The organism is Streptomyces sp. NBC_00490, assembly GCF_036013645.1.
GTDB classification, from domain to species: Bacteria; Actinomycetota; Actinomycetes; order Streptomycetales; family Streptomycetaceae; genus Streptomyces; species Streptomyces canus_F.
The window spans coordinates 7,238,547-7,261,776 of sequence record NZ_CP107869.1; the positions used below are offsets into that span (position 1 = coordinate 7,238,547).

Here is a 23,230-nt window from a genome sequence, read left to right on the forward strand (position 1 = left end):
GATCGAGTAGCACCGGTCGGTAACCATGATCCCGATTCGCGGTGAGGTGGCCCTCATGTCCGCACCACAACAGAAGCCCGTCGTCACCGAACGCGAGGCCCGGCAGGTGGCCGAAGCGGCCCGGGAACAGGACTGGCGCAAGCCCAGCTTCGCCAAGGAACTGTTCCTCGGCCGATTCCGGCTCGACCTCATCCACCCTCACCCCATGCCGCCCGACGAGGACGCCCGGCGCGGCGAGGAGTTCCTCGCCAGGCTCCGTGACTTCTGCGAGAGCAAGGTGGACGGCGCCCTCGTCGAGCGCGAGGCCCGGATCCCCGACGAGGTCATCGCCGGCCTCAAGGAGCTCGGCGCCCTCGGCATGAAGATCGACACCAAGTACGGCGGCCTCGGCCTCACCCAGGTGTACTACAACAAGGCCCTGGCCCTCGCGGGCTCCGCCTGTCCCGCGATCGGCGTCCTCCTGTCCGCCCACCAGTCGATCGGCGTCCCCCAGCCGCTGAAGATGTTCGGCACCCAGGAGCAGAAGGAGACCTTCCTGCCCCGGTGCGCCCGCACCGACATCAGCGCCTTCCTCCTCACCGAGCCGGACGTCGGCTCCGACCCGGCCCGGCTCGCCACGAGCGCGGTGCCCGACGGGGACGAGTACGTCCTCGACGGGGTGAAACTGTGGACCACCAACGGTGTGGTCGCCGACCTGCTGGTCGTGATGGCCCGGGTCCCCAAGAGCGAGGGCCACAAGGGCGGCATCACGGCCTTCGTCGTCGAGAGCGACTCACCCGGCATCACCGTCGAGAACCGCAACGCCTTCATGGGCCTGCGCGGCATCGAGAACGGCGTCACCCGCTTTCACCAGGTCCGGGTCCCGGCGGCCAACCGCATCGGCCCGGAGGGCGCCGGCCTCAAGATCGCGCTGACCACCCTCAACACCGGCCGCCTCTCGCTTCCCGCGTCCTGTGTCGCCGCCGGCAAGTGGTGCCTGAAGATCGCCCGCGAATGGTCCGCGGCCCGCGAGCAGTGGGGCAAGCCCATCGCCGACCACGAGGCCGTGGGCGCGAAGATCAGTTTCATCGCGGCGACGACCTTCGCCCTGGAGGCCGTACTGGACCTTTCCAGCCAGATGGCCGACGAGGACCGGAACGACATCCGCATCGAGGGCGCCCTGGCCAAGCTCTTCTCCTCCGAGATGGCCTGGCTCATGGCCGACGAACTGGTCCAGATCCGTGGCGGCCGCGGCTTCGAGACGGCGGCCTCCCTGGCGGCCCGCGGCGAACGCGCGGTCCCGGCCGAGCAGGTCCTGCGCGACCTCCGCATCAACCGCATCTTCGAGGGCTCGACGGAGATCATGCACCTCCTCATCGCCCGCGAGGCGGTCGACGCCCACCTCTCCGTCGCCGGCGACCTGATCGACCCGGAGAAATCCCTGTCGGACAAGGCGAAAGCAGGCGCCCAGGCAGGCGCCTTCTACGCCAAGTGGCTGCCGAAACTGGTGGCGGGCCAGGGCCAACTCCCATACTCGTACAACGAATTCAAACGCGAGGTCGACCTCTCGGTCCACCTCCGCTACGTCGAACGCACCGCCCGCAAACTCGCCCGCTCCACCTTCTACGCCATGTCCCGCTGGCAGGGCCGCATGGAGACCAAGCAGGGCTTCCTCGGCCGGATCGTCGACATCGGCGCGGAACTCTTCGCGATGAGCGCGGCCTGCGTGCGCGCCGAGCTCCTGCGCACCACCGAGGACCACGGCCGCGAGGCCTACCAGCTCGCCGACGCCTTCTGCCGGCAGTCCCGCATCCGCGTCGAGGAACTCTTCGGCCGCCTGTGGACCAACACCGACGACCTGGACCGCAAGGTCGTCAAGGGCGTCATGTCCGGCACCTACGCATGGCTGGAGGAGGGCATCGTCGACCCGTCGGGCGAGGGCCCGTGGATCGCCGACGCCGCCCCGGGCCCCTCGGAGAAGGAGAACGTCCACCGCCCGATCCGCTGAGCGACCGACACGGGTGTCCTCTTGCGAAGGGGACACCCTTGTCCGGCGCACCCGCTCGAACCATCACGCGGGAGGACCGGAAACTCACCCAGGACGATCTGGGCACCGCGACAAAACTCGGTCGCGGCCGGATCGACCAGGTCGAGCGCGGCGCATGCTGATCGCACATGTCCTCGACGTGGCGCCTGCGGACCTGGTTGCCGATTGAGCGCCGGCTCGCCCGGACCTACGGGACGCGAGTCGCTCATGTGACGCCCGGCACCCCCGGGAGGGGGACGCGCTGTCCTCACACACCGTCCTTACGGCAACAATGGGGGGATGAGCGACAGTCCAGCCCCTCTCGCCGACCCGCACCTCGTCTACGACCCCGTGGCGGGCGACGGCCCCAAGGACGTGGTGATCCTCGGCTCCACCGGGTCGATCGGGACCCAGGCCATCGACCTCGTCCTGCGCAACCCGGACCGCTTCCGCGTCACCGCGCTCTCCGCCAACGGCGGCCGGGTCGCCCTCCTCGCCGAGCAGGCGCACCGGCTCGGGGTGCGGACCGTCGCGGTCGCCCGCGAGGACGCCGTACCGCAGCTGCGCGAGGCGCTGACGAGCCGCTACGGCGCGGGCGAGCCGCTCCCCGAGATCCTCGCCGGACCGGAGGCGGCCACCCAGGTCGCCGCCTCCGAGAGCCACACCGTGCTGAACGGCATCACGGGCTCCATCGGCCTCGCCCCGACCCTCGCCGCCCTGGAGGCGGGCCGCACCCTCGCGCTCGCCAACAAGGAGTCGCTCATCGTCGGCGGCCCGCTGGTCAAGGCCCTCGCCAAGCCCGGGCAGATCATCCCCGTCGACTCCGAGCACGCGGCGCTGTTCCAGGCGCTGGCGTCCGGGACGAGGGCCGACGTACGGAAGCTGGTCGTCACCGCCTCCGGCGGCCCCTTCCGCGGCCGTACCAAAGCCGACCTCGCCCGGGTGAGCGTCGAGGACGCCCTCGCGCACCCCACCTGGGCCATGGGCCCGGTGATCACGATCAACTCCGCGACCCTCGTCAACAAAGGTCTGGAAGTCATCGAGGCACACCTCCTCTACGACATTCCCTTCGACCGCATTGAGGTGGTCGTGCATCCCCAGTCGTATGTCCACTCGATGGTTGAGTTCACGGACGGATCGACAATCGCCCAGGCGACGCCCCCCGACATGCGGGGGCCCATCGCCATCGGCCTCGGCTGGCCCGAACGCGTCCCCGACGCGGCCCCCGCGTTCGACTGGAGCAAGGCGTCGACGTGGGAGTTCTTCCCGCTCGACAACGACGCGTTTCCTTCGGTCAACCTTGCGAGGCACGTGGGGGAGCTCGCGGGCACGGCCCCGGCAGTGTTCAATGCCGCCAACGAGGAGTGCGTGGAGGCCTTCCGGGCCGGCGCGCTGCCGTTCAACGGGATCATGGAGACCGTGACGCGCGTGGTGGACGAACACGGCACGCCGGTCACGGGAACCTCACTCACCGTGTCGGACGTCCTCGAAGCGGAGACCTGGGCGCGTACCCGGGCCCGGGAACTGGCAGCACAGACGGCGGAGGCCCGTGCATGACGACCCTGATGTTCATCCTCGGCATAGCGGTCTTCGCGCTCGGCCTGCTGGTCTCGATCGCGTGGCACGAGCTGGGGCACCTGTCCACAGCGAAACTCTTCGGCATCCGGGTGCCGCAGTACATGGTCGGCTTCGGCCCGACCATCTGGTCGAGGAACAAGGGCGAGACCGAGTACGGCGTCAAGGCCATCCCGTTCGGCGGCTACATCCGCATGATCGGCATGTTCCCGCCGGGCGCCGACGGCAAGCTGGAGGCCCGCTCCACCTCGCCCTGGCGCGGCATGATCGAGGACGCCCGCTCGGCCGCGTACGAGGAGCTCAAGCCGGGTGACGAGAACCGGATGTTCTACACCCGCAAGCCCTGGAAACGCGTCATCGTGATGTTCGCGGGCCCCTTCATGAACCTCATCCTCGCGATCGCGCTCTTCCTGACGGTCCTGATGGGGTTCGGCATCCAGCAGCAGACGACCGACGTCGCCTCGGTCTCCCCGTGCGTGATCTCCCAGAGCGAGAACCGCGACACGTGCAAGAAGACCGACGCGGCCTCCCCGGCCGCGGCGGCGGGCATGAAGAAGGGCGACAAGATCGTCTCCTTCGCCGGCGTGAAGACCGACGACTGGAACACCCTCTCCGACCTCATCCGCGACAGCGCCGGCAAGACCGTGGCGATCGTCGTCGACCGGGACGGCAAGGAGGTCCCCCTCCAGGCGAAGATCGCCACCAACCTCGTCGCGAAGAAGGACTCCAACGGCGCCTACGTCGAGGGCGAGTACGTCAAGGCGGGCTTCCTCGGCTTCAGCGCCGCCACCGGCGTCGTCAAGCAGGACTTCGGCGACTCGGTGGTCTGGATGACGGACCGCGTGGGCGACGCGGTGGACTCCCTCGCCGCCCTGCCCTCCAAGATCCCGGCCCTGTGGGACGCCGTCTTCGGCGACGGCCAGCGCGAGCCGGACTCCCCGATGGGCGTGGTCGGCGCGGCCCGGGTGGGCGGCGAGATCGCGACGCTGGACATCCCGGCCTCGCAGCAGCTGGCGATGTTCGTCATGCTGCTCGCCGGCTTCAACCTCTCGCTCTTCCTCTTCAACATGCTCCCGCTGCTGCCCCTCGACGGCGGCCATATCGCGGGCGCCCTGTGGGAGTCGCTGAGGCGAAACGTCGCCAAGGTCCTGCGCCGCCCGGACCCGGGCCCGTTCGACGTGGCGAAGCTGATGCCGGTGGCCTATGTCGTGGCGGGGATCTTCATCTGCTTCACGGTCCTCGTCCTCATCGCCGACGTGGTTAACCCCGTGAGAATCTCCTAGCCATACGGCGTTCGTGGCGGCCCGGCACTGTGTGTGCCGGGCCGTCCTCGTTCGTGTGGGTTGACCGGCCGAATGTGCTCGGGCCAGTGCTCGTGCCGTAATCTCGAAGCCTGGAGCCCACTGTTCCGTTGGCGCCGGACCTTGATCCACGACTTGGGGTTGCACAGCAGATGACTGCGATTTCTCTCGGCATGCCGTCCGTTCCGACCAGGGTTGCCGAGCGCCGTAAGAGCCGGCAGATCCAGGTCGGCTCCGTCGCGGTCGGCGGAGACGCCCCGGTCTCGGTGCAGTCGATGACCACGACCCGTACGTCGGACATCGGCGCGACCCTCCAGCAGATCGCCGAGCTGACGGCCTCCGGCTGCCAGATCGTCCGGGTGGCCTGCCCCACGCAGGACGACGCCGACGCGCTCGCGACCATCGCCCGCAAGTCCCAGCTCCCGGTCATCGCGGACATCCACTTCCAGCCGAAGTACGTCTTCTCGGCCATCGAGGCCGGCTGCGCCGCGGTCCGCGTGAACCCCGGCAACATCAAGCAGTTCGACGACAAGGTCAAGGAGATCGCCAAGGCGGCGAAGGACCACGGCACCCCGATCCGCATCGGCGTGAACGCGGGCTCCCTGGACCGCCGCCTCCTCCAGAAGTACGGCAAGGCGACCCCCGAGGCCCTGGTCGAGTCGGCGCTGTGGGAGGCGTCCCTCTTCGAGGAGCACGACTTCCGGGACATCAAGATCTCGGTGAAGCACAACGACCCGGTCGTGATGATCGAGGCGTACAAGCAGCTCGCCGCCCAATGCGACTACCCCCTCCACCTCGGCGTCACCGAGGCGGGCCCGGCGTTCCAGGGCACGATCAAGTCGGCGGTGGCGTTCGGCGCGCTGCTGTCCCAGGGCATCGGCGACACCATCCGCGTGTCGCTGAGCGCCCCTCCGGTCGAGGAGGTCAAGGTCGGCAACCAGATCCTGGAGTCCCTGAACCTCAAGCAGCGCGGCCTGGAGATCGTCTCCTGCCCGTCCTGCGGCCGTGCCCAGGTCGACGTCTACAAGCTGGCCGAAGAGGTCACGGCAGGCCTCACCGGCATGGAGGTCCCGCTGCGCGTGGCCGTCATGGGCTGTGTGGTGAACGGCCCCGGCGAGGCCCGGGAGGCCGACCTCGGCGTCGCCTCCGGCAACGGCAAGGGCCAGATCTTCGTCAAGGGCGAGGTCATCAAGACCGTCCCCGAGTCCAAGATCGTCGAGACCCTCATCGAGGAAGCCATGAAGCTGGCCGAACAGATGGAGGCGGACGGCGTGGCATCGGGCGAGCCGTCGGTGGCGGTCGCGGGCTGAGGGTTTTTCGCCCCCGCCGCCCCTACCCGTCCCACCCCTGGGGGCTGCGCCCCCAGACCCCCGCTTCGGCCCTGAAGGGGCAGGAGGGCTCCGGAAGCCGGAGGGCTGAGGGGCCGCAGGCCCCAGCCCTCCAGGGGCGCGGGGAACTGAGCGACCAGCCCCCCCACGACCCGCAGCCGCCCCCGCACCGCAGCCTCCGAGCTCACAGGCGCCCGGCACCCCCCACGCCCCGCACCTGAAAACAACGGCACCCTCCACTGGGCGGCATCGCTCAGCTTCCGCAGGTACAGTGCGGAGATCAGCAGTCCCCAGTGTGAGGCCCCGCCCGTGTTGACCCAGACGACCTCCCGGGTCCTCGAACCGAGCGACCTGGACGCCGCGCTCGCCGTCCTCGACCGCGACCCGGTCGCGAACGCCTTCGTGACATCCCGCGTACAGGTCGCCGGCCTCGACCCCTGGCGGCTCGGCGGCGAGATGTGGGGCTGGTACGAGGACGGCATGCTGACGTCCCTCTGCTACGCCGGCGCCAACCTGGTCCCCATCTGCGCCACCCCCCGAGCCGTCCGCGCCTTCGCCGACCGGGCTCGCAGGGCGGGCCGCCGCTGCTCCTCGATCGTCGGCCCGGCCGAGCCCACCGCCGAACTCTGGCGCCTCCTCGAACCCAGCTGGGGCCCGGCCCGCGACGTCCGCCCGCGCCAGCCCCTCATGGTCACCGACCGCATGCCCACCGACATAGCCCCGGATCCGCACGTCCGCCGCGTCCGCAAGGACGAGATGGAGACGATCATGCCGGCGTGCGTGGCGATGTTCACCGAGGAGGTCGGCGTCTCCCCGCTGGCCGGTGACGGGGGTCTCCTCTACCAGGCGAGGGTCGCCGAACTCGTCGGCGCAGGCCGCTCGTTCGCCCGTATCGACGCCGACGGCAAGGTCGTCTTCAAGGCCGAGATCGGCGCGGCCACGACCCGGGCCTGCCAGATCCAGGGTGTGTGGGTGGCCCCCGAGTACCGGGGGAGGGGCCTGGCGGCCCCGGGCATGGCGGCGGTCCTGCGCTACGCGCTGGCGGACGTGGCCCCGGTGGTCAGTCTCTACGTCAACGACTTCAACACGTCGGCGAGAAGGACGTACCGGAGGGTGGGCTTCCAGGAGGTCGGCGCCTTCATGAGCGTCCTGTTCTGACAAGCCTTTTCCGGCAAACGTCTTTAGGGGCAACGGCCGTAGGGGCACGGGGCGGTATCGATGTGCGGCTACCGCCGCGTGAGCGCGACCAGCCACAACGAACCCGTACTCAGCCAACGACGCGCGCCCCCTATACGATCCCCACATGCGCTTCCCCGGTCACGGACACCGCCGCCAACCCGACGACATCGTGATCGGCCCTCTCGACCTCTCCACCCACGTCGACGAAGCCCTGGCCGTCCAAGCGGTGGCGTTCGGTCTCGGCGCCGACGAGGTGGCGGTCCGCCGCCAGATCGTCCTGCGCCACATGACCTACCCCGGCGCCCATGCCCTCGGCGCCACCTCGGCGGAGCGTCTGGTGGGCTTCGTCTACGGCATGCCCAACGACCGCACCCACTGGTGGTCCACGGTCGTGGAGCCCTATCTCCGCGCCCAGGGCCACGACGTCTGGCTGGACGACTCCTTCGTGATCACGGAACTCCACGTCCACCCGCGCTACCAGAACCGCGGTGTGGGCCGCTCCCTGATCACCACCATCACGGACGGCGCCCGCGAACCCCGCTCGATCCTCTCCGCGATCGACACCGACAGCCCGGCCCGTGGCCTCTACCACTCCCTCGGCTACCAGGACCTGGCCCGCCAGGTCCTGTTCCCCAGCGCCCCGAAGCCGTACGCCGTCATGGGCGCTCCTTTGCCCTTGCGCCGTCGTTAACCGATTTCCGCCACAACCGGCCCCCCGGCTAACCTCCTAGCCATCACCCTTATCCGGCAGGAGTACGAGAACCATGGCCAACGCACCGGTCCAGCGCATGTCCCAGTTGATGGCGAAGACGCTGCGCGACGACCCGGCGGACGCCGAGGTCCTCAGCCACAAGCTCCTCGTCCGCGCCGGCTACGTCCGCCGCACCGCGGCCGGCATCTGGAGCTGGCTGCCCCTCGGTATGCGGGTCCTGCGCAATGTGGAACGGGTCGTCCGTGAGGAGATGGACGCGATCGGCGCCCAGGAGGTGCTGCTCCCCGCCATCCTGCCGCGTGAGCCCTACGAGGCGACCGGCCGCTGGGAGGAGTACGGCCCCGAGCTGTTCCGCCTCCAGGACCGCAAGGGCGGCGACTACCTCCTCGGCCCGACCCACGAGGAGATCTTCACCCTGCTGGTGAAGGACCAGGCGTCCTCCTACAAGGACCTGCCGGTCATCCTCTACCAGATCCAGAACAAGTACCGCGACGAGGCCCGCCCGCGGGCCGGCGTGCTGCGCGGCCGCGAGTTCCTCATGAAGGACTCGTACTCCTTCGACACCGAGGACGAGGGCCTGGCCCGGTCCTACGCGCTGCACCGCGAGGCCTACCAGAAGATCTTCACGCGCCTCGGCCTCGACTACCGCATCTGCGCTGCCACCGCGGGCGCGATGGGCGGCTCCAAGTCCGAGGAGTTCCTCGCCCCGGCCGGCGCCGGCGAGGACACCTTCGCCGACTGCCCCAACTGCGACTTCGCGGCCAACACCGAGGCGATCTCGTACGAGCTCCAGCCCGTGGACGCCACCGACGTCCCCGCCGCCGAGGACATCCCGACCCCCGACACCCCCACCATCGAGACCCTCGCCGCCTCCCTCGGCGTGCCGGCCTCCGCCACCCTGAAGAACCTCCTCGTGAAGGTCGACGGCGAGATCGTCGCCGTCGGTGTCCCCGGCGACCGTGAGGTCGACATGGGCAAGGTCGAGGCGCACTTCGCCCCCGCGGCCGTCGAGATGGTCACCGAGGCGGACTTCGCGGGCCGCCCGGACCTGGTCCGCGGCTACGTCGGCCCGCAGGGTCTGGGCGAGAAGGTCACGTACATCGCCGACCCGCGTGTGGCTCCCGGCACCGCGTGGATCACGGGCGCCAACAAGGCGAACACGCACACCAAGAACGTCGTCGTGGGCCGCGACTTCGAGGTCGGCGAGTACGTCGACGTCGTGGTCGTCCAGGACGGCGACCCCTGCCCGAAGTGCGGCACCGGCCTCAAGCTGGACCGGGCCATCGAGATCGGCCACATCTTCCAGCTGGGCCGCAAGTACGCCGACGCCCTCAAGCTCGACGTCCTCGGCCAGCAGGGCAAGCCGGTCCGCGTGACCATGGGCTCCTACGGAATCGGCGTCACCCGCGCGGTCGCGGCCATCGCCGAGCAGAGCGCCGACGAGCAGGGCCTGTGCTGGCCCGCCGAGGTCGCCCCGGCCGACGTCCACGTCGTCGCCGCCGGCAAGGCCCTCCAGACCGAACTGGCCCTCGACGTCTCCGAGAAGCTGCGCGCGGCCGGCCTGCGGGTCCTGGTCGACGACCGGGCCGGCGTCTCCCCGGGCGTGAAGTTCACGGACGCCGAGCTGATCGGCGTACCGAAGATCCTCGTCGCGGGCCGCCGCTCCGCCGAGGGCGTCCTGGAGCTCAAGGACCGCAGGACCGGGGAGCGCGAGGAGCTGACGGTGGACGAGGCGATCGCCCGGCTCAGCGCCTGATCGGTCGTCAGGGGCCGGCGGTCGTACGAGAGCTCTCTCGGGCCGTTCCCTTCCGCGGGGCGTGACAGGACGTCACCGCGGAGGAGAACGGCCACCGCGCCGCCGGTTCAGCCCGCTTCGGCTGCCATGAAGCAGGGGATCAACTGGACGGGGAGTTCCACGCGCATACCGCAGAAGCAGTGGAGCAGGGCCCCGCGAGAGGCAGGGGCGCCCAGGTCGGTCATCAGGATGTCGCGTACTTCACGGAGTACGTCGTGCGCCGGGAGTCCTCTGGCCACGCGGATGCTGACCTCGTCCGGATCCCACACCGCGATCCTCGGCAGATCGTCCGTCAATAAAATGTGGATGCACACAACTGTCTCCCCAGGGATGCACGACGGTACGAAGTGATCCGCTCCGGGAGGCCAGCGGCGGACTGATGGTACCGACGGCTGTCGGGATCGTGAAAGCTTTTGACATGTTCCACGAACCCGCGCAGACCCGGCCGCCCTCACGAAATACGGGTGACCTGGAGCATTGCCTCGGCGTCCTTGAGCAGTGCGCGTTGACGTGACTCCGGCAGTTGCCGGTACAGCTTCAGGAGCCGCGCCTCACGCTCGTCCCCACTGGGGCCGGGCACAGGGCGGCCGACCGCCTCGAAGAACTCCTTCGGCGTTGTTCGCACGCCCCAGCGCCGGAACACCTCCACCATGGCCCGCAGTTTCTCCGGGTCGATGCGCGAGGTGCCGCGCGTCCGGTTCATCCAGGCGTTCAGCGTCGGGTACGAGATGCCGGCCTCCGACGCCAGATCCTTCTGCGTCTTTCCCGGGGCCCGCGCCAGGAGCTTTTCGAGCAGCGCCGCGAGGTCCTCGTCCCGGCGCGCCGGATCGTGGCCGGGGTTGGGGTCTTCCGGGCGGCTCTGCTCGTTCGTCACGCAACAGAGGATCGGCCATCGCTATCTACAAGCGCAAGTAGATCGCAGACCGGCAATTCGGACCTCTCCAGTCGCTCACGTTCCGTGAGTAACTTGACACAATATGCATCTACCTGAAGACTGTAGATACCCCCGGATGTCCAGTCCTCGACGTCCGGTCGTGAAATCTACATCTACATGAAGATTGCATATGTGGAGGCTTCTGTGTCCGTACCGCTCCATCCATCGATCGCCCCGGACGGCCTGGAGCCCGACCTGGTCGCCCGCGCCCGCGTCGGCGACAGGGAGGCGTTCGCCGCGCTGTACCACGAGCACTTCGGCCTCGTGTACAGCTTCCTGCTCGTCCGCACCCGCAACAGACACCTGGCCGAGGACCTCACGCAGGAGGTGTTCACCCGCGCGTTGCGCCATATCGACGCGTACACCTGGCAGGGCAGAGCCTTCGCCGCCTGGCTCACCACCATCGCGCGCAACCTCTTCCTCGACGAACTCGGCCACGGCCGCACCCGCTTGGAGACGCCGGTCGCCGAACTCAAGGACGTCGGGGACTCCGGACGGGGCGCCGAGTCGCTGGCCTTGCGCGAACTGGAGGCCGTCGAGGCCCACGAGACCGTCCGCACCGCCCTGCACACCCTCAATCCCCATCAGCGGCACTGTGTGGAGCTCCGTTTCCTCGACGAACTGACGGCGCAGGAGACGGCTCTGGCGATGGGCAGGAGCGTCGGCGCCGTCAAGACGCTCACCTACCGGGCGGTGCGGAAGCTGCGCTGGACCATCGGGACGGTGCCGGCGTGAACAGCAACCTTCCGCACGCGGCCGGGGTCGTCCGCACGGTGCTGGTGTCCGTCCGGGCGGAACAGGCGGCGGCCGTCGCGCACGCGCTGGACTCGGCCCGGCTCCTCGTCGATCCCGAAAGGTCCTTCGGCGTGGTGCTGCACCGGACGCCGGACAGGCACGGGGCCGGCGCCCCGCAACCCGTCACGGAACTGGAGCGGCAGGCTCTGGCCTGGGACCACTCCTGCGCGCGGGCCCGGGAGGTGGCGCGCGCCGTCGAACGTGAACTGGCCGGGCACCCTGGTCCGTACGACGTCCGGGTGGACGGTGACCGGGTGCGGGTGCTGCTCCGGGTCGACGATCCGGCTCACTGGGTCCGCTGGCGGGTCCACTTCGGTATCACGGCCGTCGGCGAGCGGCCCGAGCCCCGCACGGTGACCGGAGAGGGGGAACGTGACGGCGTGCGCGTGACCGTGGTGGCACACGGCATGGGCACGGCGCCGCCGAGCCCGCGGACCGGCCGGGAAAGGTGCCTGTTCCACCTCGACGGCACCACGTACGACCTGACCCTGCCGCAACGGGACGCGCAGGGGGACGTCTGGTACTTCCAGGGCTCCCGCACCCGGGACGGCATGCCATTGATGTCCCTCGACGGCCGGCCCGAACGATGCACCCTCGCCAACGTGGCGGCCTACCTGGGGCCGTTGACACCCCTCCCGCCCGTGATGCCGGGCACCGCCCCGACCGTGGACCTGGCCCGCGCCCGGGCCAGGCGGCCGGCACACGCCGGGTCCCGGGCCCGGAACCCGGTGGGGGAGCGAACCGGGCGCCGGGCCCGGGCGGTGCGGCCGACGGCCGGCGCGGCGGGGACCGTACGGATCGTGGAGCCGAGGCCCACGGGACCCGCGACGCTGCCGCCCACGGCAGCGCACGCTCGGGGAGAAACGGGCGGTGACGGCTCCGCGGTACGGCTCCGGCCTCTGCGGCAGTCACCGCCCGCGGTGTCCGGGCCGGACGGGCCGACCCGGTGAACCGGTCCCTGCCCGTCCGTGGGACCGGAGCCCGGGAGGACCGGGGTACCGCGCCGGAGGGCTCGCGTGCCTGGGAGGCCGGCGCCGCCTGTCTGCACCAGGACGCGGACATCTGGTTCTCCCGCAGGTCCTGGACCAGGGCCCGGGAGATATGCGCGGCATGTCCGGTGCTCGACGACTGCCGGGCCGCGGTGCTGCGCCGCGAGAAGGGGCTTCCCAAGGGCCGCCGCGACGGCGTCATCGCCGGACTGACGGGCCCCCAGCGCCACGATCTGGAGCGCCTGGAGGACCGCCGCGCGCGGACCCAGCCCCCGCCGCGGCCTCAGCCGGGCGCCGCGCCGCGCAGGCGACCCGCCCCTTGTGGCACCCGGGCGGCCTACCAGCGTCACCTGCGCCGGGGCGAACCCGTCGACGAGGCGTGCCGAGACGCCAACGCGCGCGACGTCGGCCGCTACCGCCGTACCGGCTCCACCCGGAGCCGAGCCGACGGCATACGGCCCGCCGTGGCCCGGTCCTGAGGCCAAGCGATCAGTGCGCCACGGACTCGCCGCCCGAGAATCCCGACCTCTCCCGTCTTCGGACCGCCGGGCCAGGACCCCGCCCGCGGTCAGTGGTGCCCCATGCCCGCGTCCTGGGCGGGACCGCCCAGGAAAACCCGCCGCCCGTTCCGGACCCGTCTCCCGCCCATCGCCACCGGAGTTCCCATGTCCCTACCCCCGACAACAACGCCGCCCGAGGCACCCGGTGCCGACGGTTCCCGGCCGCGAGGCCGTGCGGCCACCGCCCTGGTCAGGCTGCTCAGACCTCGGCACCGTCCCGGTCCACCGCGGTCCGCCCCGGGGCAGCGCCCCGACGTGACCTCGGACGGCTGTCGGCAGGAACTCGCCCGCTGGCAGCGGCACGCCGACTCCTACGCACGGGAACTGTCCCGCGTCGCCCTTGAACGGGCGCACCTGCTGGCCTGGCTGGCGGCGCTGCACCCGTCGAGCGCCGTCGTCACCCCGACCACCGGCGGCGGACCGGACGGCACGCACCTGTTGCGGCTCACGGCCGGGGAACGGCAGCTGTGCTGGTGGCTGCAGCCCACCGAGCTGCCGCTGTTCACCCATGTCCCGTACGCGGAGCCCACCCCGCAGTGCCCGCCGCGGGACGGCCACGGGGCCGCCGACCAGGCCGCCCACATCCGCCGCCACACCAGGCTGCTGGCGGTCGAGGGAGCCTTCCTCACCACCCCCGACGAACCGCGGCCTTCGGCCCGGCCCGCCGGTCACTGACGGCGGTCCGCACGGCCCTGCACCACAGACCCCGGTCGGCAGGCTCGGGAGGCACGTCGGCCGGACCCACCGCGCCCCTCTGCGACAACCCTCGGGCAGAGGGGCGCGGTCACCCGTGCAGCCAGGCCGCGAACTCCAGCAGCAGCTCGGCGTCCTGAAGCCGGCCCACCCGCCGCGCCCGCACCCCGGACTCCACCGCCCGGAACAGCGTCCACCCCCGCAGCCGCTCCTGATCCACATCCAACGACTCCGCGAGCCGCTTGATCCGCCGCCGGGTGATGGCCGCCCCCGACGGCTGGGCGATCAGGTCCTCGACGCGGTCCCGCACCAGCCGAGCCAGATCGAACGCACACTCCCCGACCACCGGATCCGGCCCCACGGCAAGCCACGGCGACCGCTCCGCCGCCAGCACCTTGCTCTGCCGAAACGTCCCGTGCAGCAACCGCGACTCCGGCGGAGCCACCAGCAACTCCTCACGGGCGGTGAGAGCCGCACTCACGAGATCGGCCACATCCGCGCCCGCGCCCGCCCGCATCGCCTCGGCCTGCCGCCCGGTCCGCTCGGCCACCGTCTCGAAGACCTGGTCACCCGGCGGCTCCACCCACAACCGGCGCAACGTGCCCGCCGCCTCCAGCAGCGCCTTCGCCTCCGGCAACGACCGCACCGACACATCGGGGTGCAGCCGCTCCAGCAGCAGCACCCCCTCGGTCACCGGCTCGTCGAGCAACTGCACCGCACCGCGCCCGCCCCAGTGCGCCAGTGCCGCCCGCTCGGCCTCCGGCCGGGACCGGGGCGGGGCCAGCTTGAGCACGGCGGGGGTGCCGTCGGACCGCCGGACCAGGACGACGAGGCTGCTGCGGCCGCCCGGCACCTGCACCCGTTCCACGGTCGACTCGCGTAGCGCGACGGCCTGCCGAGCCACCTCGGGCAGCTTCTCCAGCCAGCCGTCTCCGGGTGCCGTCTCACCGAGCGCCCTCACCAGACGCTGTGGCGGTTCGAAAGCCATACGCGAGCAGTTCCCTTCCCGTACCCGTTACGCCGTGGGTGTCGCCGAAGCCGGTGGGGCCGACGCGGTCGCCGCCCGTTCGGCGAGACCAGGGAAGGCTACGCTCTCCCCGCGCCAGCGCACCGCCCGCACCGCCGCCTCCCGCAGCGCCTCGGCGGCCATGGAGCGCCGCCCGTCCACGGTTGCCCGCACCAGGTCGGAGTACACCCCGGCGACCCGGTCCTCCAGCTCGGCGGCCAGCCGTACGGCCGCGTCCGAGTCCGGCACCGGGAACGGCAGCGCGTAACCCGCCGCGGCTGCCGCCGGGGTGCCGCCGAGGTCCCGCACCTCACGGGCGAGCGCGTCGCGCCGGGCGCGATGGGCGTCGTACGCCGACTTCGCCTCGGTACGCCGCCCCTCACGGATCCGCCCGCCGACGACCCCGTACCCGTACACGGCGGCATGTTCGGCCGCCAGCGCCGCCTGGAGCGCGGCCAGCTCACGCTTGTCCCGCTCGTCGCTCACTTCGCCGCCTCCGTCAGCAGATACGCGTGTGCCGCCCCGGCCGCCGCCACGGAGGCCAGCAGCCGGGCCAGCTCGCCCGGCACCTCGAGGAGCGACTTCGCCCGCGCGTCCGCGAGCGACCGCTCGGCGGTGGCGAGCCCGGCGAGGGCGTCCTTCTCGGTGCCGGGTACGACGGAGGGGGCGGGGGAGCCGACGGTGGGCGACGCCGAACCGGTCGCCGCCGGCGTACCGCCGAACGCCTCCACATGCCGCACGGCCTCCGCCCGCAGCACTCCCAGCCGCTCAGCGAGCCCCGGATACGCGGCGATCACCGCGTCGTACCGCTCGACGATCCCCCGGCTGTCCCGCGCCGCACGCGTGCGTGCCCGCTCGGCGACCGACGGACTGCCTCCGGTGCTCTCCTCGGTCTCCTCGGACCCGGAGGAGCAGCCCACCAGCAGGGCGGCACCGGCGGCCGAGGCGAGGAGGGTTCTTCGGCGCGGCCCCGAGGGGGTGCGCGGCGGCGGGGGGTACGGCACGGCAGTCGTCCTCGGGGGGCTCGTACGAACACATGGGCGGGTAGGCGCCCGCCGGTGATCACGGTACCCGCGCCCCGCTCCACAACCCCTCATCGGCACCGTGGCGGACCCCCGGTCGCCGCAGGGTGGACGGCAACACACCTTTGGAGCGGATACCCTTTGACCAGACACGCGACCTACCCACAACAGCACACGCGGCCGAGGAGTCACCCGGATGAGCACCACCCAGAGCGAGAGGCTGCGAGAGCTCCTGGAACCGCTCGTCAGCTCCCAGGGTCTGGATCTGGAAGAGATCTCAGTGGACTCCGTAGGACGGAAGCGGTTGCTCAGCGTCGTCGTGGACTCCGACACCGGGGCGGACCTGGACCAGATCGCCGATGTGAGCCGCGCGCTCTCGGCGAAGCTCGACGAGACGAACGCGATGGGTGAGGGCGAGTACACCCTCGAGGTCGGCACCCCGGGCGCGGAGCGCCCCCTCACGGAGCACCGGCACTATGTGCGGGCCGTGGGCCGGCTGGTGAAGTTCCAGCTGACCGAGGGCGGCGAAGTGGTCGCGCGGATCCTCGAGGTCGACGACGAGGGTCTGGACGTCGAGGTGCCCGGGGTCAAGGGCCGCAAGGCCACCAGCCGCAGACTCGCCTTCTCCGACATCGACAGGGCGCGCGTGCAGGTCGAGTTCAACCGCAAGGACAAGAAGGAAGAGGAGGCGTAGCCGTGGACATCGACATGAGTGCCCTGCGGGGCTTGGTACGGGAGAAGGAGATCTCCTTCCCCCTGCTGGTCGAGGCGATCGAGTCGGCCCTCCTCATCGCCTATCACCGCACCGAGGGAAGCCGCCGCCACGCGCGCGTGGAGCTCAACCGGGAAACCGGCCACGTGACGGTGTGGGCGAAGGAGGACCCCGAGGACCTCGAGGAGGGCCAGGAGGCCCGCGAGTTCGACGACACCCCGTCCGGCTTCGGCCGTATCGCCGCCACCACCGCCAAGCAGGTCATCCTGCAGCGGCTGCGCGACGCCGAGGACGACGCGACGCTCGGCGAGTACGCCGGCCGTGAGGGCGACATCGTCATGGGCATGGTCCAGCAGGGCCGTGACCCGAAGAACGTGCTCGTGGACATCGGCAAGCTGGAGGCCATCCTGCCGGTGCAGGAGCAGGTCCCCGGTGAGACGTATCAGCACGGCATGCGGCTTCGGTCGTACGTCGTGCGGGTGGCGAGGGGTGTGCGCGGTCCGTCCGTCACGCTGTCGCGCACACATCCCAATCTGGTGAAGAAGCTCTTCGCCCTGGAGGTGCCGGAGATCGCCGACGGTTCGGTGGAGATCGCCGCCATCGCGCGTGAGGCCGGTCACCGGACGAAGATCGCCGTACGGTCCACCCGTTCCGGACTGAACGCCAAGGGTGCCTGCATCGGCCCCATGGGCGGGCGGGTGCGCAACGTCATGGGTGAGCTGAACGGCGAGAAGATCGACATCGTCGACTGGTCGGACGACCCGGCCGAGATGGTGGCGAACGCGCTCTCCCCGGCCCGGGTATCCAAGGTGGAGGTCGTCGACCTCGCGGCCCGCTCCGCGCGCGTGACGGTGCCGGACTACCAGCTGTCGCTGGCGATCGGCAAGGAAGGGCAGAATGCCCGGCTCGCGGCTCGTCTGACCGGCTGGCGGATCGACATCCGTCCGGACATCGAGCAGCCGAGCGAATAGGTCCCGGATCACGATCGGGAATAGATCTCGGCCCACGAGGGCTGAGATCACGACAACAACCGTTCGATCGCTGCCCCGAAGGGGTGAGGTCGCTACGGGGAGGTAGACTTAGCAGTGTCTGGCCGGACGCACGCCCGCGCATGCCCTGAACGCACCTGTGTGGGGTGCAGGCAGCGAGCGGCCAAGACCGATCTGCTGCGTACCGTGGCGATCAAGGACGCATGCGTCCCCGATCCTCGCGGTACGCTGCCCGGCCGGGGCGCCTACGTGCACCCCGCCCTGGTCTGTCTCGACCAGGCGGTACGCCGCCGGGCGTTCACGAGGGCGCTTCGCGCCCCGGGAGCGCTCGACGTAAAGGCGTTGCGCCAGTACGTCGAGCAGACAGACAGTTGCTGAGCAGGCAACACCGCAAGGAGCGTCGCACGGAACCCCCGTGCGGCCCTGGTACCCCGCGAGTTGGAAGTAGGTCGAGATTGCGATGAGCACTCGATGAGCACGCGATGAGTACGCCCATGAAGTAGCGACGGTCCGGACGCAACCCGGACCTAAAAGGAGCGAAGTGGCTAAGGTCCGGGTATACGAACTCGCCAAGGAGTTCGGGGTGGAGAGCAAGGTCGTCATGGCCAAGCTCCAAGAACTCGGTGAATTTGTCCGTTCGGCGTCTTCGACCATCGAAGCGCCCGTCGTCCGTAAGCTGACGGACGCCCTTCAGCAGGGCAACGGAGGCGGCAAGCCCGCCCCCGCCCGCAAGGCCGCACCGGCCAAGCCGGGTGCCCCCTCTCCGGCGCAGGCTGCCCGTCCGGCCGCCCCGCGCCCGCCGGCCCCCAAGCCGGCCGTTGCCGAGACGCCCGCGGCTCCCGCCGCGCCGGCCGCTCCCGGCCCCCGTCCCACTCCGGGCCCGAAGCCCGCGCCGCGCCCCGCGCCGGCGTCACCGGCTCCGACCACGCCCGAGTTCACGGCACCCCCGTCGGCCCCCGCCGCGCCGCCGGCCTCCCAGGGCTCCGCCCCGCGTCCGGGCGCCCCGCGTCCGGCCGGCCAGCAGGCTCCGCGTCCGGGTGCTCCCCGTCCCGCCGGTGGCCCCGGTCAGGGCGGCCAGGGTCGCGACCGCGGCGATCGCGGCGACCGTCCGGGCGCCCCGCGTCCGGGTGGCCAGGCCTCGCGTCCCGGCGCTCGTCCGGCCGGTCCCCGTCCGGGCAACAACCCCTTCACCTCTGGTGGCTCCACCGGCATGGCGCGCCCGCAGGCGCCCCGTCCGGGCGGCGCCCCGCGTCCCGGTGGCCAGGGTGGCCCCGGTGACCGTCCCGGTGGCGCCCCGCGTCCGCAGGGCCAGGACCGTGGTCCCCGTCCCCAGGGCGCTGCGGGCGGTGCCCGTCCGGCGGCTCCGGGCGGCGCTCGTCCCTCCCCGGGCGGCATGCCCCGTCCGCAGGGCGGCGCTCCGCGTCCCGGCGGCGGTCCGCGTCCGAACCCCGGCATGATGCCGCAGCGTCCGGCTGCCGGCCCGCGTCCCGGTGGCGGTGGCCCCGGCGGCCGCGGTCCCGGTGGCGGCGGCGGTCGTCCCGGCGGTGCCGGCGGCGGTCGTCCGGGTGGCGGCGGCGGCTTCGCCGGTCGTCCCGCTGGTCCCGGTGGCGGTGGCGGCGGCTTCGCCGGTCGTCCGGGTGGTCCCGGTGGCGGTGGCGGTTTCGCCGGTCGTCCGGGTGGTCCCGGTGGTCCCGGCGGCGGTGGCCGTCCCGGCTTCGGCGGTCGTCCGGGTGGTCCCGGTGGCCGTGGTGGCACGCAGGGCGCCTTCGGTCGTCCCGGCGGTCCCGCGCGTCGTGGTCGCAAGTCGAAGCGGCAGAGGCGCCAGGAGTACGAGGCCATGCAGGCCCCGTCGGTCGGCGGCGTGATGCTGCCTCGCGGCAACGGACAGTCCGTCCGCCTGTCGCGCGGTGCGTCGCTCACCGACTTCGCCGAGAAGATCGGCGCCAACCCGGCGTCGCTCGTCGGCGTGATGATGAACCTCGGCGAGATGGTCACTGCCACGCAGTCCGTCTCCGACGAGACGCTGAAGCTCCTCGCGGACGAGATGAACTTCATCCTCGAGATCGTCAGCCCGGAGGAGGAGGACCGCGAGCTTCTCGAGTCCTTCGACATCGAGTTCGGCGAGGACGAGGGCGACGAGGAAGACCTGGTGGTCCGTCCGCCGGTCGTGACCGTCATGGGTCACGTCGACCACGGTAAGACCCGCCTTCTCGACACCATCCGCAAGACGAACGTCGTCGCGGGCGAGGCCGGCGGTATCACGCAGCACATCGGTGCGTACCAGGTGGCGACCGAGGTCAACGGCGAAGAGCGCAGGATCACCTTCATCGACACCCCGGGTCACGAGGCGTTCACCGCCATGCGTGCCCGTGGTGCCAAGTCGACCGACATCGCGATCCTCGTGGTGGCGGCCAACGACGGTGTGATGCCCCAGACGATCGAGGCGCTGAACCACGCCAAGGCGGCCGAGGTGCCGATCGTGGTCGCGGTCAACAAGATCGACGTCGAGGGCGCGGACCCGACCAAGGTGCGCGGTCAGCTCACCGAGTTCGGTCTGGTGGCCGAGGAGTACGGCGGCGACACCATGTTCGTCGACATCTCCGCCAAGCAGGGCCTCAACATCGAGAGCCTGCTGGAGGCCGTGGTCCTCACCGCGGACGCCTCGCTCGACCTGCGGGCCAACCCGGAGCAGGACGCGCAGGGTATTGCGATCGAGTCCCACCTCGACCGCGGTCGCGGTGCCGTCTCGACGGTCCTGGTCCAGCGCGGCACGCTGCGCATCGGCGACACGATGGTGGTCGGCGACGCGTACGGCCGTGTCCGGGCGATGCTCGACGACAACGGCAACAACGTCGAGGAAGCGGGTCCGTCGACCCCCGTCCTGGTCCTGGGTCTCACCAACGTCCCCGGCGCCGGCGACAACTTCCTGGTCGTCGACGAGGACCGCACGGCCCGTCAGATCGCCGAGAAGCGGGCGGCGCGCGAGCGCAACGCCAACTTCGCCCGGCGTGGAGTCCGGTTCTCCCTGGAGAACCTGGACGAGGCCCTCAAGGCCGGTCTGGTGCAGGAACTCAACCTCATCATCAAGGGTGACGCGTCCGGTTCGGTGGAGGCTCTCGAGTCCTCGCTGCTCCAGCTCGACGTCGGCGACGAGGTCGACATCCGTGTCCTGCACCGCGGTGTGGGTGCGGTCACCGAGTCCGACATCAACCTGGCGACCGGCTCCGACGCCATCGTCATCGGCTTCAACGTCCGCGCTGCGGGCCGCGCGGCGCAGATGGCGGAGCGCGAGGGCGTCGACGTCCGGTACTACTCGGTGATCTACCAGGCCATCGAGGAGATCGAGGCGGCCCTCAAGGGCATGCTCAAGCCGGAGTACGAGGAGGTCGAGCTCGGCACGGCGGAGATCCGCGAGGTCTTCAAGTCGTCCAAGCTGGGCAACATCGCCGGTGTCCTGGTCCGCTCGGGCGAGGTCAAGCGCAACACGAAGGCTCGACTCGTCCGCGACGGCAAGGTCATCGCGGAGAACCTCAACATCTCCGGTCTGCGTCGCTTCAAGGACGACGTCACCGAGATCCGCGAAGGGTTCGAGGGCGGTATCAACCTCGGCAACTTCAACGACATCAAGGTCGACGACGTCATCGCGACGTACGAGATGCGCGAGAAGCCGCGCGGCTGATTGTCGTAGCACGCGATCGGGGCCGGTCGGCGGACGTAATATCCGTCGATCGGCCCCGGCCGTTGCGTGTACGGTTCCTGTATCGGCGTCGACGCGGCGCCCATACCCCGAACCGGCGGGACATCCGGACACACACATGTATGTGGGGACTCTGTCCTTCGACCTGCTCCTCGGCGACGTTCACTCGCTCAAGGAGAAACGCTCTCTCGTCCGTCCGATCGTGGCCGAGCTCCAGCGCAAGTACGCGGTGAGCGCGGCGGAGACGGGCCATCAGGACCTCCATCGCAGGGCCGAGATCGGGCTGGCGATGGTGTCCGGGGACACCGGACACCTCACCGATGTACTGGACCGCTGTGAGCGGCTGGTCGCCGGGCGGCCCGAGGTGGAACTGCTCTCGGTTCGACGCAGGCTCCACGGCGACGAAGACTGAAGCGACGAAGACTCAGCAAGAAGCAAGACACTTAAGGAGACGGACCAGTGGCCGACAACGCGCGGGCGAAGAGGCTGGCGGACCTCATCCGAGAGGTGGTGGCCCAGAAGCTGCTGCGCGGGATCAAGGACCCGCGGCTCGGCTCACACGTCACCATCACGGACACCCGGGTCACGGGTGACCTGCGGGAGGCGACCGTCTTCTACACGGTGTACGGCGGCGACGAGGAGCGGGCGGCCGCGGCCGCCGGACTGGAGAGCGCCAAGGGCGTGCTCCGGTCCGCCGTCGGAGCGGCGGCGGGAGTGAAGTTCACCCCGACGCTGACCTTCGTGGCCGATGCGCTGCCCGACACCGCCAAGACCATCGACGACCTCCTCGACAAGGCGCGCCAGTCCGACGAGAAGGTGCGCGAGGTCTCGGCCGGAGCCGCCTACGCCGGTGAGGCGGACCCGTACAAGAAGCCGGGTGAAGACGAGGACGACACCGCCGAATGACACAGAAGAACCAGACGCCCGACGGGCTTGTCATCGTCGACAAGCCGTCGGGCTTCACTTCGCACGACGTCGTCGCCAAGATGCGCGGGATCGCGAGGACCCGCCGCGTCGGACACGCCGGCACCCTCGACCCGATGGCGACCGGTGTGCTCGTCCTCGGCGTCGAGAAGGCGACCAAGCTCCTCGGACACCTCGCGCTCACCGAGAAGGAGTACCTGGGCACGATCCGCCTGGGCCAGACGACCCTGACCGACGACGCCGAGGGCGAGATCACGGGAGCGGCAGACGCCTCGAAGGTCACCCGGGACGCCATCGACGCGGGGATCGCCAAGCTGAGCGGCGACATCATGCAGGTGCCGTCCAAGGTCAGCGCCATCAAGATCGACGGCGTGCGCTCCTACAAGCGGGCGCGTGAGGGCGAGGAGTTCGAGATCCCCGCCCGGCCCGTCAAGATCTCGTCCTTCGCGGTGTACGACGTCCGGGACGCCGTCGCCGAGGACGGCACGCCCGTGATGGACCTGGTCGTCTCGGTGGTCTGCTCGTCCGGTACGTACATCCGGGCGCTGGCCCGGGACCTGGGCGCGGACCTCGGTGTGGGCGGCCATCTCACCGCGCTGCGGCGCACGCGGGTCGGCCCGTACAAGCTGGACGCGGCCAAGACGCTGGAGCAGCACCAGCAGGAGCTGACGGTGATGCCGATCGCCGAGGCGGCCGCGGCCGCGTTCCCGCGCTGGGACGTGGACGAGAGGCGGGCCCGGTTGCTCGCCAACGGCGTACGCCTGGAGATGCCCGACGAGTACACGGGCCGTGGCACCGTCGCCGTCTTCACTCCCGAAGGCCGGCTGCTGGCCCTCGTGGAGGAGCAGAAGGGCAAGGCGAAGAGCCTCGCCGTCTTCGGCTGAGACGCTCCGCCCGTGGAGCGGCGGTCACGGAGTTGTCCGCCGCTCCACGGTCCCCCCTCGGTTCCCCCACCCCTAGGGTGTATCCATCGACTCCCTCCCATTCACCCGTGCGGGCAGGCGCTCGGAGTGA

Annotated in this window: 23 protein-coding genes; 18 read left to right on the forward strand and 5 right to left on the reverse strand. The window is 70.9% G+C overall.

The features are described 5' to 3' along the window. Nucleotides 1–55: 55 nt before the first annotated feature. The 7 genes from OG381_RS33215 (at nt 56) to OG381_RS33245 (ending at nt 9,856) form a co-directional block, all read left to right on the forward strand. Entirely contained in the window at nt 56–1,987 is a 1,932-nt protein-coding gene (locus OG381_RS33215) for an acyl-CoA dehydrogenase family protein (RefSeq protein ID WP_327719688.1), read from the forward strand. 318 nt (nt 1,988–2,305) lie between these two features. Beyond that, on the forward strand, nt 2,306–3,562 hold the full coding sequence (gene dxr / locus OG381_RS33220) for a 1-deoxy-D-xylulose-5-phosphate reductoisomerase (RefSeq protein ID WP_327719689.1): 1,257 nt from the start codon (nt 2,306–2,308) through the stop codon (nt 3,560–3,562). An 8-nt stretch (nt 3,563–3,570) separates the two neighbouring features. Further along, nucleotides 3,571–4,863, forward strand: coding sequence for a M50 family metallopeptidase (locus OG381_RS33225; RefSeq protein WP_327722616.1), 1,293 nt, complete (start codon nt 3,571–3,573; stop codon nt 4,861–4,863). 170 nt (nt 4,864–5,033) lie between these two features. Beyond that, the gene (gene ispG / locus OG381_RS33230) at nt 5,034–6,191 is read left to right on the forward strand and encodes a flavodoxin-dependent (E)-4-hydroxy-3-methylbut-2-enyl-diphosphate synthase (protein WP_327719690.1); all 1,158 of its coding nucleotides are present in this window, start codon (nt 5,034–5,036) and stop codon (nt 6,189–6,191) included. Nucleotides 6,192–6,518: 327 nt separating this feature from the next. After that, nucleotides 6,519–7,367 (forward strand): GNAT family N-acetyltransferase, encoded by an 849-nt coding sequence (locus tag OG381_RS33235; protein ID WP_327719691.1) that lies wholly within the window; start codon nt 6,519–6,521, stop codon nt 7,365–7,367. A 145-nt stretch (nt 7,368–7,512) separates the two neighbouring features. Beyond that, complete coding sequence (locus OG381_RS33240; RefSeq protein WP_327719692.1) at nt 7,513–8,079, forward strand: GNAT family N-acetyltransferase; 567 nt, start codon at nt 7,513–7,515, stop codon at nt 8,077–8,079. Between the two features lie 73 nt (nt 8,080–8,152). Continuing rightward, on the forward strand, nt 8,153–9,856 hold the full coding sequence (locus OG381_RS33245) for a proline--tRNA ligase (RefSeq protein ID WP_327719693.1): 1,704 nt from the start codon (nt 8,153–8,155) through the stop codon (nt 9,854–9,856). A gap of 107 nt (nt 9,857–9,963) precedes the next feature. On the opposite strand, the gene OG381_RS33250 is transcribed toward OG381_RS33245, so the two are convergent. Together OG381_RS33250 and OG381_RS33255 are read right to left on the reverse strand one after the other, a co-directional pair. Beyond that, nucleotides 9,964–10,191, reverse strand: coding sequence for a hypothetical protein (locus OG381_RS33250; protein ID WP_327719694.1), 228 nt, complete (start codon nt 10,189–10,191; stop codon nt 9,964–9,966). A 155-nt stretch (nt 10,192–10,346) separates the two neighbouring features. Continuing rightward, the gene (locus OG381_RS33255; RefSeq protein WP_327719695.1) at nt 10,347–10,769 is read right to left on the reverse strand and encodes a helix-turn-helix domain-containing protein; all 423 of its coding nucleotides are present in this window, start codon (nt 10,767–10,769) and stop codon (nt 10,347–10,349) included. A 204-nt stretch (nt 10,770–10,973) separates the two neighbouring features. On the opposite strand from OG381_RS33255, the gene OG381_RS33260 reads away from it, so the two are divergent. The 4 genes from OG381_RS33260 to OG381_RS33275 all read left to right on the forward strand — a co-directional run bounded on the left by OG381_RS33260 (nt 10,974) and on the right by OG381_RS33275 (nt 13,848). After that, nucleotides 10,974–11,564 carry a sigma-70 family RNA polymerase sigma factor gene (locus OG381_RS33260; RefSeq protein ID WP_327719696.1) on the forward strand — a complete coding sequence of 197 codons (591 nt, stop codon included), beginning with the start codon at nt 10,974–10,976 and terminating at the stop codon, nt 11,562–11,564. Beyond that, nucleotides 11,561–12,574 carry a BN159_2729 family protein gene (locus tag OG381_RS33265; RefSeq protein ID WP_327719697.1) on the forward strand — a complete coding sequence of 338 codons (1,014 nt, stop codon included), beginning with the start codon at nt 11,561–11,563 and terminating at the stop codon, nt 12,572–12,574. The genes OG381_RS33260 and OG381_RS33265 overlap by 4 nt, the downstream gene beginning before the upstream one ends. Beyond that, nucleotides 12,571–13,092: a WhiB family transcriptional regulator gene (locus OG381_RS33270; protein ID WP_327719698.1), complete on the forward strand. Its 522-nt coding sequence runs from the start codon at nt 12,571–12,573 to the stop codon at nt 13,090–13,092. Before OG381_RS33265 ends, OG381_RS33270 begins: the two co-directional genes overlap by 4 nt. A 336-nt stretch (nt 13,093–13,428) precedes the next feature. Continuing rightward, a complete protein-coding gene (locus OG381_RS33275; RefSeq protein ID WP_327719699.1) occupies nt 13,429–13,848 on the forward strand; it encodes a hypothetical protein in 420 nt (139 codons plus the stop codon). A gap of 109 nt (nt 13,849–13,957) precedes the next feature. Here OG381_RS33275 and OG381_RS33280 read toward each other — a convergent pair whose 3' ends face one another. From OG381_RS33280 to OG381_RS33290, 3 genes are read right to left on the reverse strand one after another with little or no spacing between them, the layout of a single operon-like run. Further along, nucleotides 13,958–14,854 (reverse strand): aminoglycoside phosphotransferase family protein, encoded by an 897-nt coding sequence (locus OG381_RS33280; protein WP_327719700.1) that lies wholly within the window; start codon nt 14,852–14,854, stop codon nt 13,958–13,960. Between the two features lie 27 nt (nt 14,855–14,881). Next, nucleotides 14,882–15,358 carry a ferritin-like domain-containing protein gene (locus OG381_RS33285; protein WP_327719701.1) on the reverse strand — a complete coding sequence of 159 codons (477 nt, stop codon included), beginning with the start codon at nt 15,356–15,358 and terminating at the stop codon, nt 14,882–14,884. After that, nucleotides 15,355–15,876 carry a hypothetical protein gene (locus OG381_RS33290; RefSeq protein ID WP_307025224.1) on the reverse strand — a complete coding sequence of 174 codons (522 nt, stop codon included), beginning with the start codon at nt 15,874–15,876 and terminating at the stop codon, nt 15,355–15,357. The genes OG381_RS33285 and OG381_RS33290 overlap by 4 nt, the downstream gene beginning before the upstream one ends. Before the next feature lie 214 nt (nt 15,877–16,090). Here OG381_RS33290 and rimP point away from each other — a divergent pair, with 214 nt between their 5' ends. The 7 genes from rimP to truB all read left to right on the forward strand — a co-directional run bounded on the left by rimP (nt 16,091) and on the right by truB (nt 23,100). After that, nucleotides 16,091–16,588 carry a ribosome maturation factor RimP gene (gene rimP / locus OG381_RS33295; RefSeq protein WP_327719702.1) on the forward strand — a complete coding sequence of 166 codons (498 nt, stop codon included), beginning with the start codon at nt 16,091–16,093 and terminating at the stop codon, nt 16,586–16,588. A gap of 2 nt (nt 16,589–16,590) precedes the next feature. Then, a complete protein-coding gene (nusA, locus tag OG381_RS33300; RefSeq protein ID WP_307025220.1) occupies nt 16,591–17,577 on the forward strand; it encodes a transcription termination factor NusA in 987 nt (328 codons plus the stop codon). Nucleotides 17,578–17,691: 114 nt separating this feature from the next. Next, a complete protein-coding gene (locus OG381_RS33305; RefSeq protein ID WP_095046730.1) occupies nt 17,692–17,973 on the forward strand; it encodes a YlxR family protein in 282 nt (93 codons plus the stop codon). Nucleotides 17,974–18,136: 163 nt separating this feature from the next. Beyond that, nucleotides 18,137–21,274, forward strand: coding sequence for a translation initiation factor IF-2 (gene infB, locus OG381_RS33310; protein ID WP_327719703.1), 3,138 nt, complete (start codon nt 18,137–18,139; stop codon nt 21,272–21,274). 136 nt (nt 21,275–21,410) lie between these two features. After that, nucleotides 21,411–21,704 carry a DUF503 domain-containing protein gene (locus tag OG381_RS33315; protein ID WP_327719704.1) on the forward strand — a complete coding sequence of 98 codons (294 nt, stop codon included), beginning with the start codon at nt 21,411–21,413 and terminating at the stop codon, nt 21,702–21,704. A gap of 47 nt (nt 21,705–21,751) precedes the next feature. Beyond that, a complete protein-coding gene (gene rbfA / locus OG381_RS33320; RefSeq protein WP_266887322.1) occupies nt 21,752–22,198 on the forward strand; it encodes a 30S ribosome-binding factor RbfA in 447 nt (148 codons plus the stop codon). Further along, entirely contained in the window at nt 22,195–23,100 is a 906-nt protein-coding gene (gene truB / locus OG381_RS33325; protein WP_327719705.1) for a tRNA pseudouridine(55) synthase TruB, read from the forward strand. Before rbfA ends, truB begins: the two co-directional genes overlap by 4 nt. Nucleotides 23,101–23,230 lie beyond the last annotated feature (130 nt).

What these genes read in the sequence shown, in the direction of transcription:
- OG381_RS33215 (WP_327719688.1), top strand. Translation starts at nt 56, where the DNA reads ATGTCCGCACCACAACAGAAGCCCGTCGTCACCGAACGCGAGGCCCGG.
- dxr (WP_327719689.1), top strand. Translation starts at nt 2,306, where the DNA reads ATGAGCGACAGTCCAGCCCCTCTCGCCGACCCGCACCTCGTCTACGAC.
- OG381_RS33225 (WP_327722616.1), top strand. Translation starts at nt 3,571, where the DNA reads ATGTTCATCCTCGGCATAGCGGTCTTCGCGCTCGGCCTGCTGGTCTCG.
- ispG (WP_327719690.1), top strand. Translation starts at nt 5,034, where the DNA reads ATGACTGCGATTTCTCTCGGCATGCCGTCCGTTCCGACCAGGGTTGCC.
- OG381_RS33240 (WP_327719692.1), top strand. Translation starts at nt 7,513, where the DNA reads ATGCGCTTCCCCGGTCACGGACACCGCCGCCAACCCGACGACATCGTG.
- OG381_RS33245 (WP_327719693.1), top strand. Translation starts at nt 8,153, where the DNA reads ATGGCCAACGCACCGGTCCAGCGCATGTCCCAGTTGATGGCGAAGACG.
- OG381_RS33280 (WP_327719700.1), bottom strand. Translation starts at nt 14,854, where the DNA reads ATGGCTTTCGAACCGCCACAGCGTCTGGTGAGGGCGCTCGGTGAGACG.
- rimP (WP_327719702.1), top strand. Translation starts at nt 16,091, where the DNA reads ATGAGCACCACCCAGAGCGAGAGGCTGCGAGAGCTCCTGGAACCGCTC.
- OG381_RS33315 (WP_327719704.1), top strand. Translation starts at nt 21,411, where the DNA reads ATGTATGTGGGGACTCTGTCCTTCGACCTGCTCCTCGGCGACGTTCAC.
- truB (WP_327719705.1), top strand. Translation starts at nt 22,195, where the DNA reads ATGACACAGAAGAACCAGACGCCCGACGGGCTTGTCATCGTCGACAAG.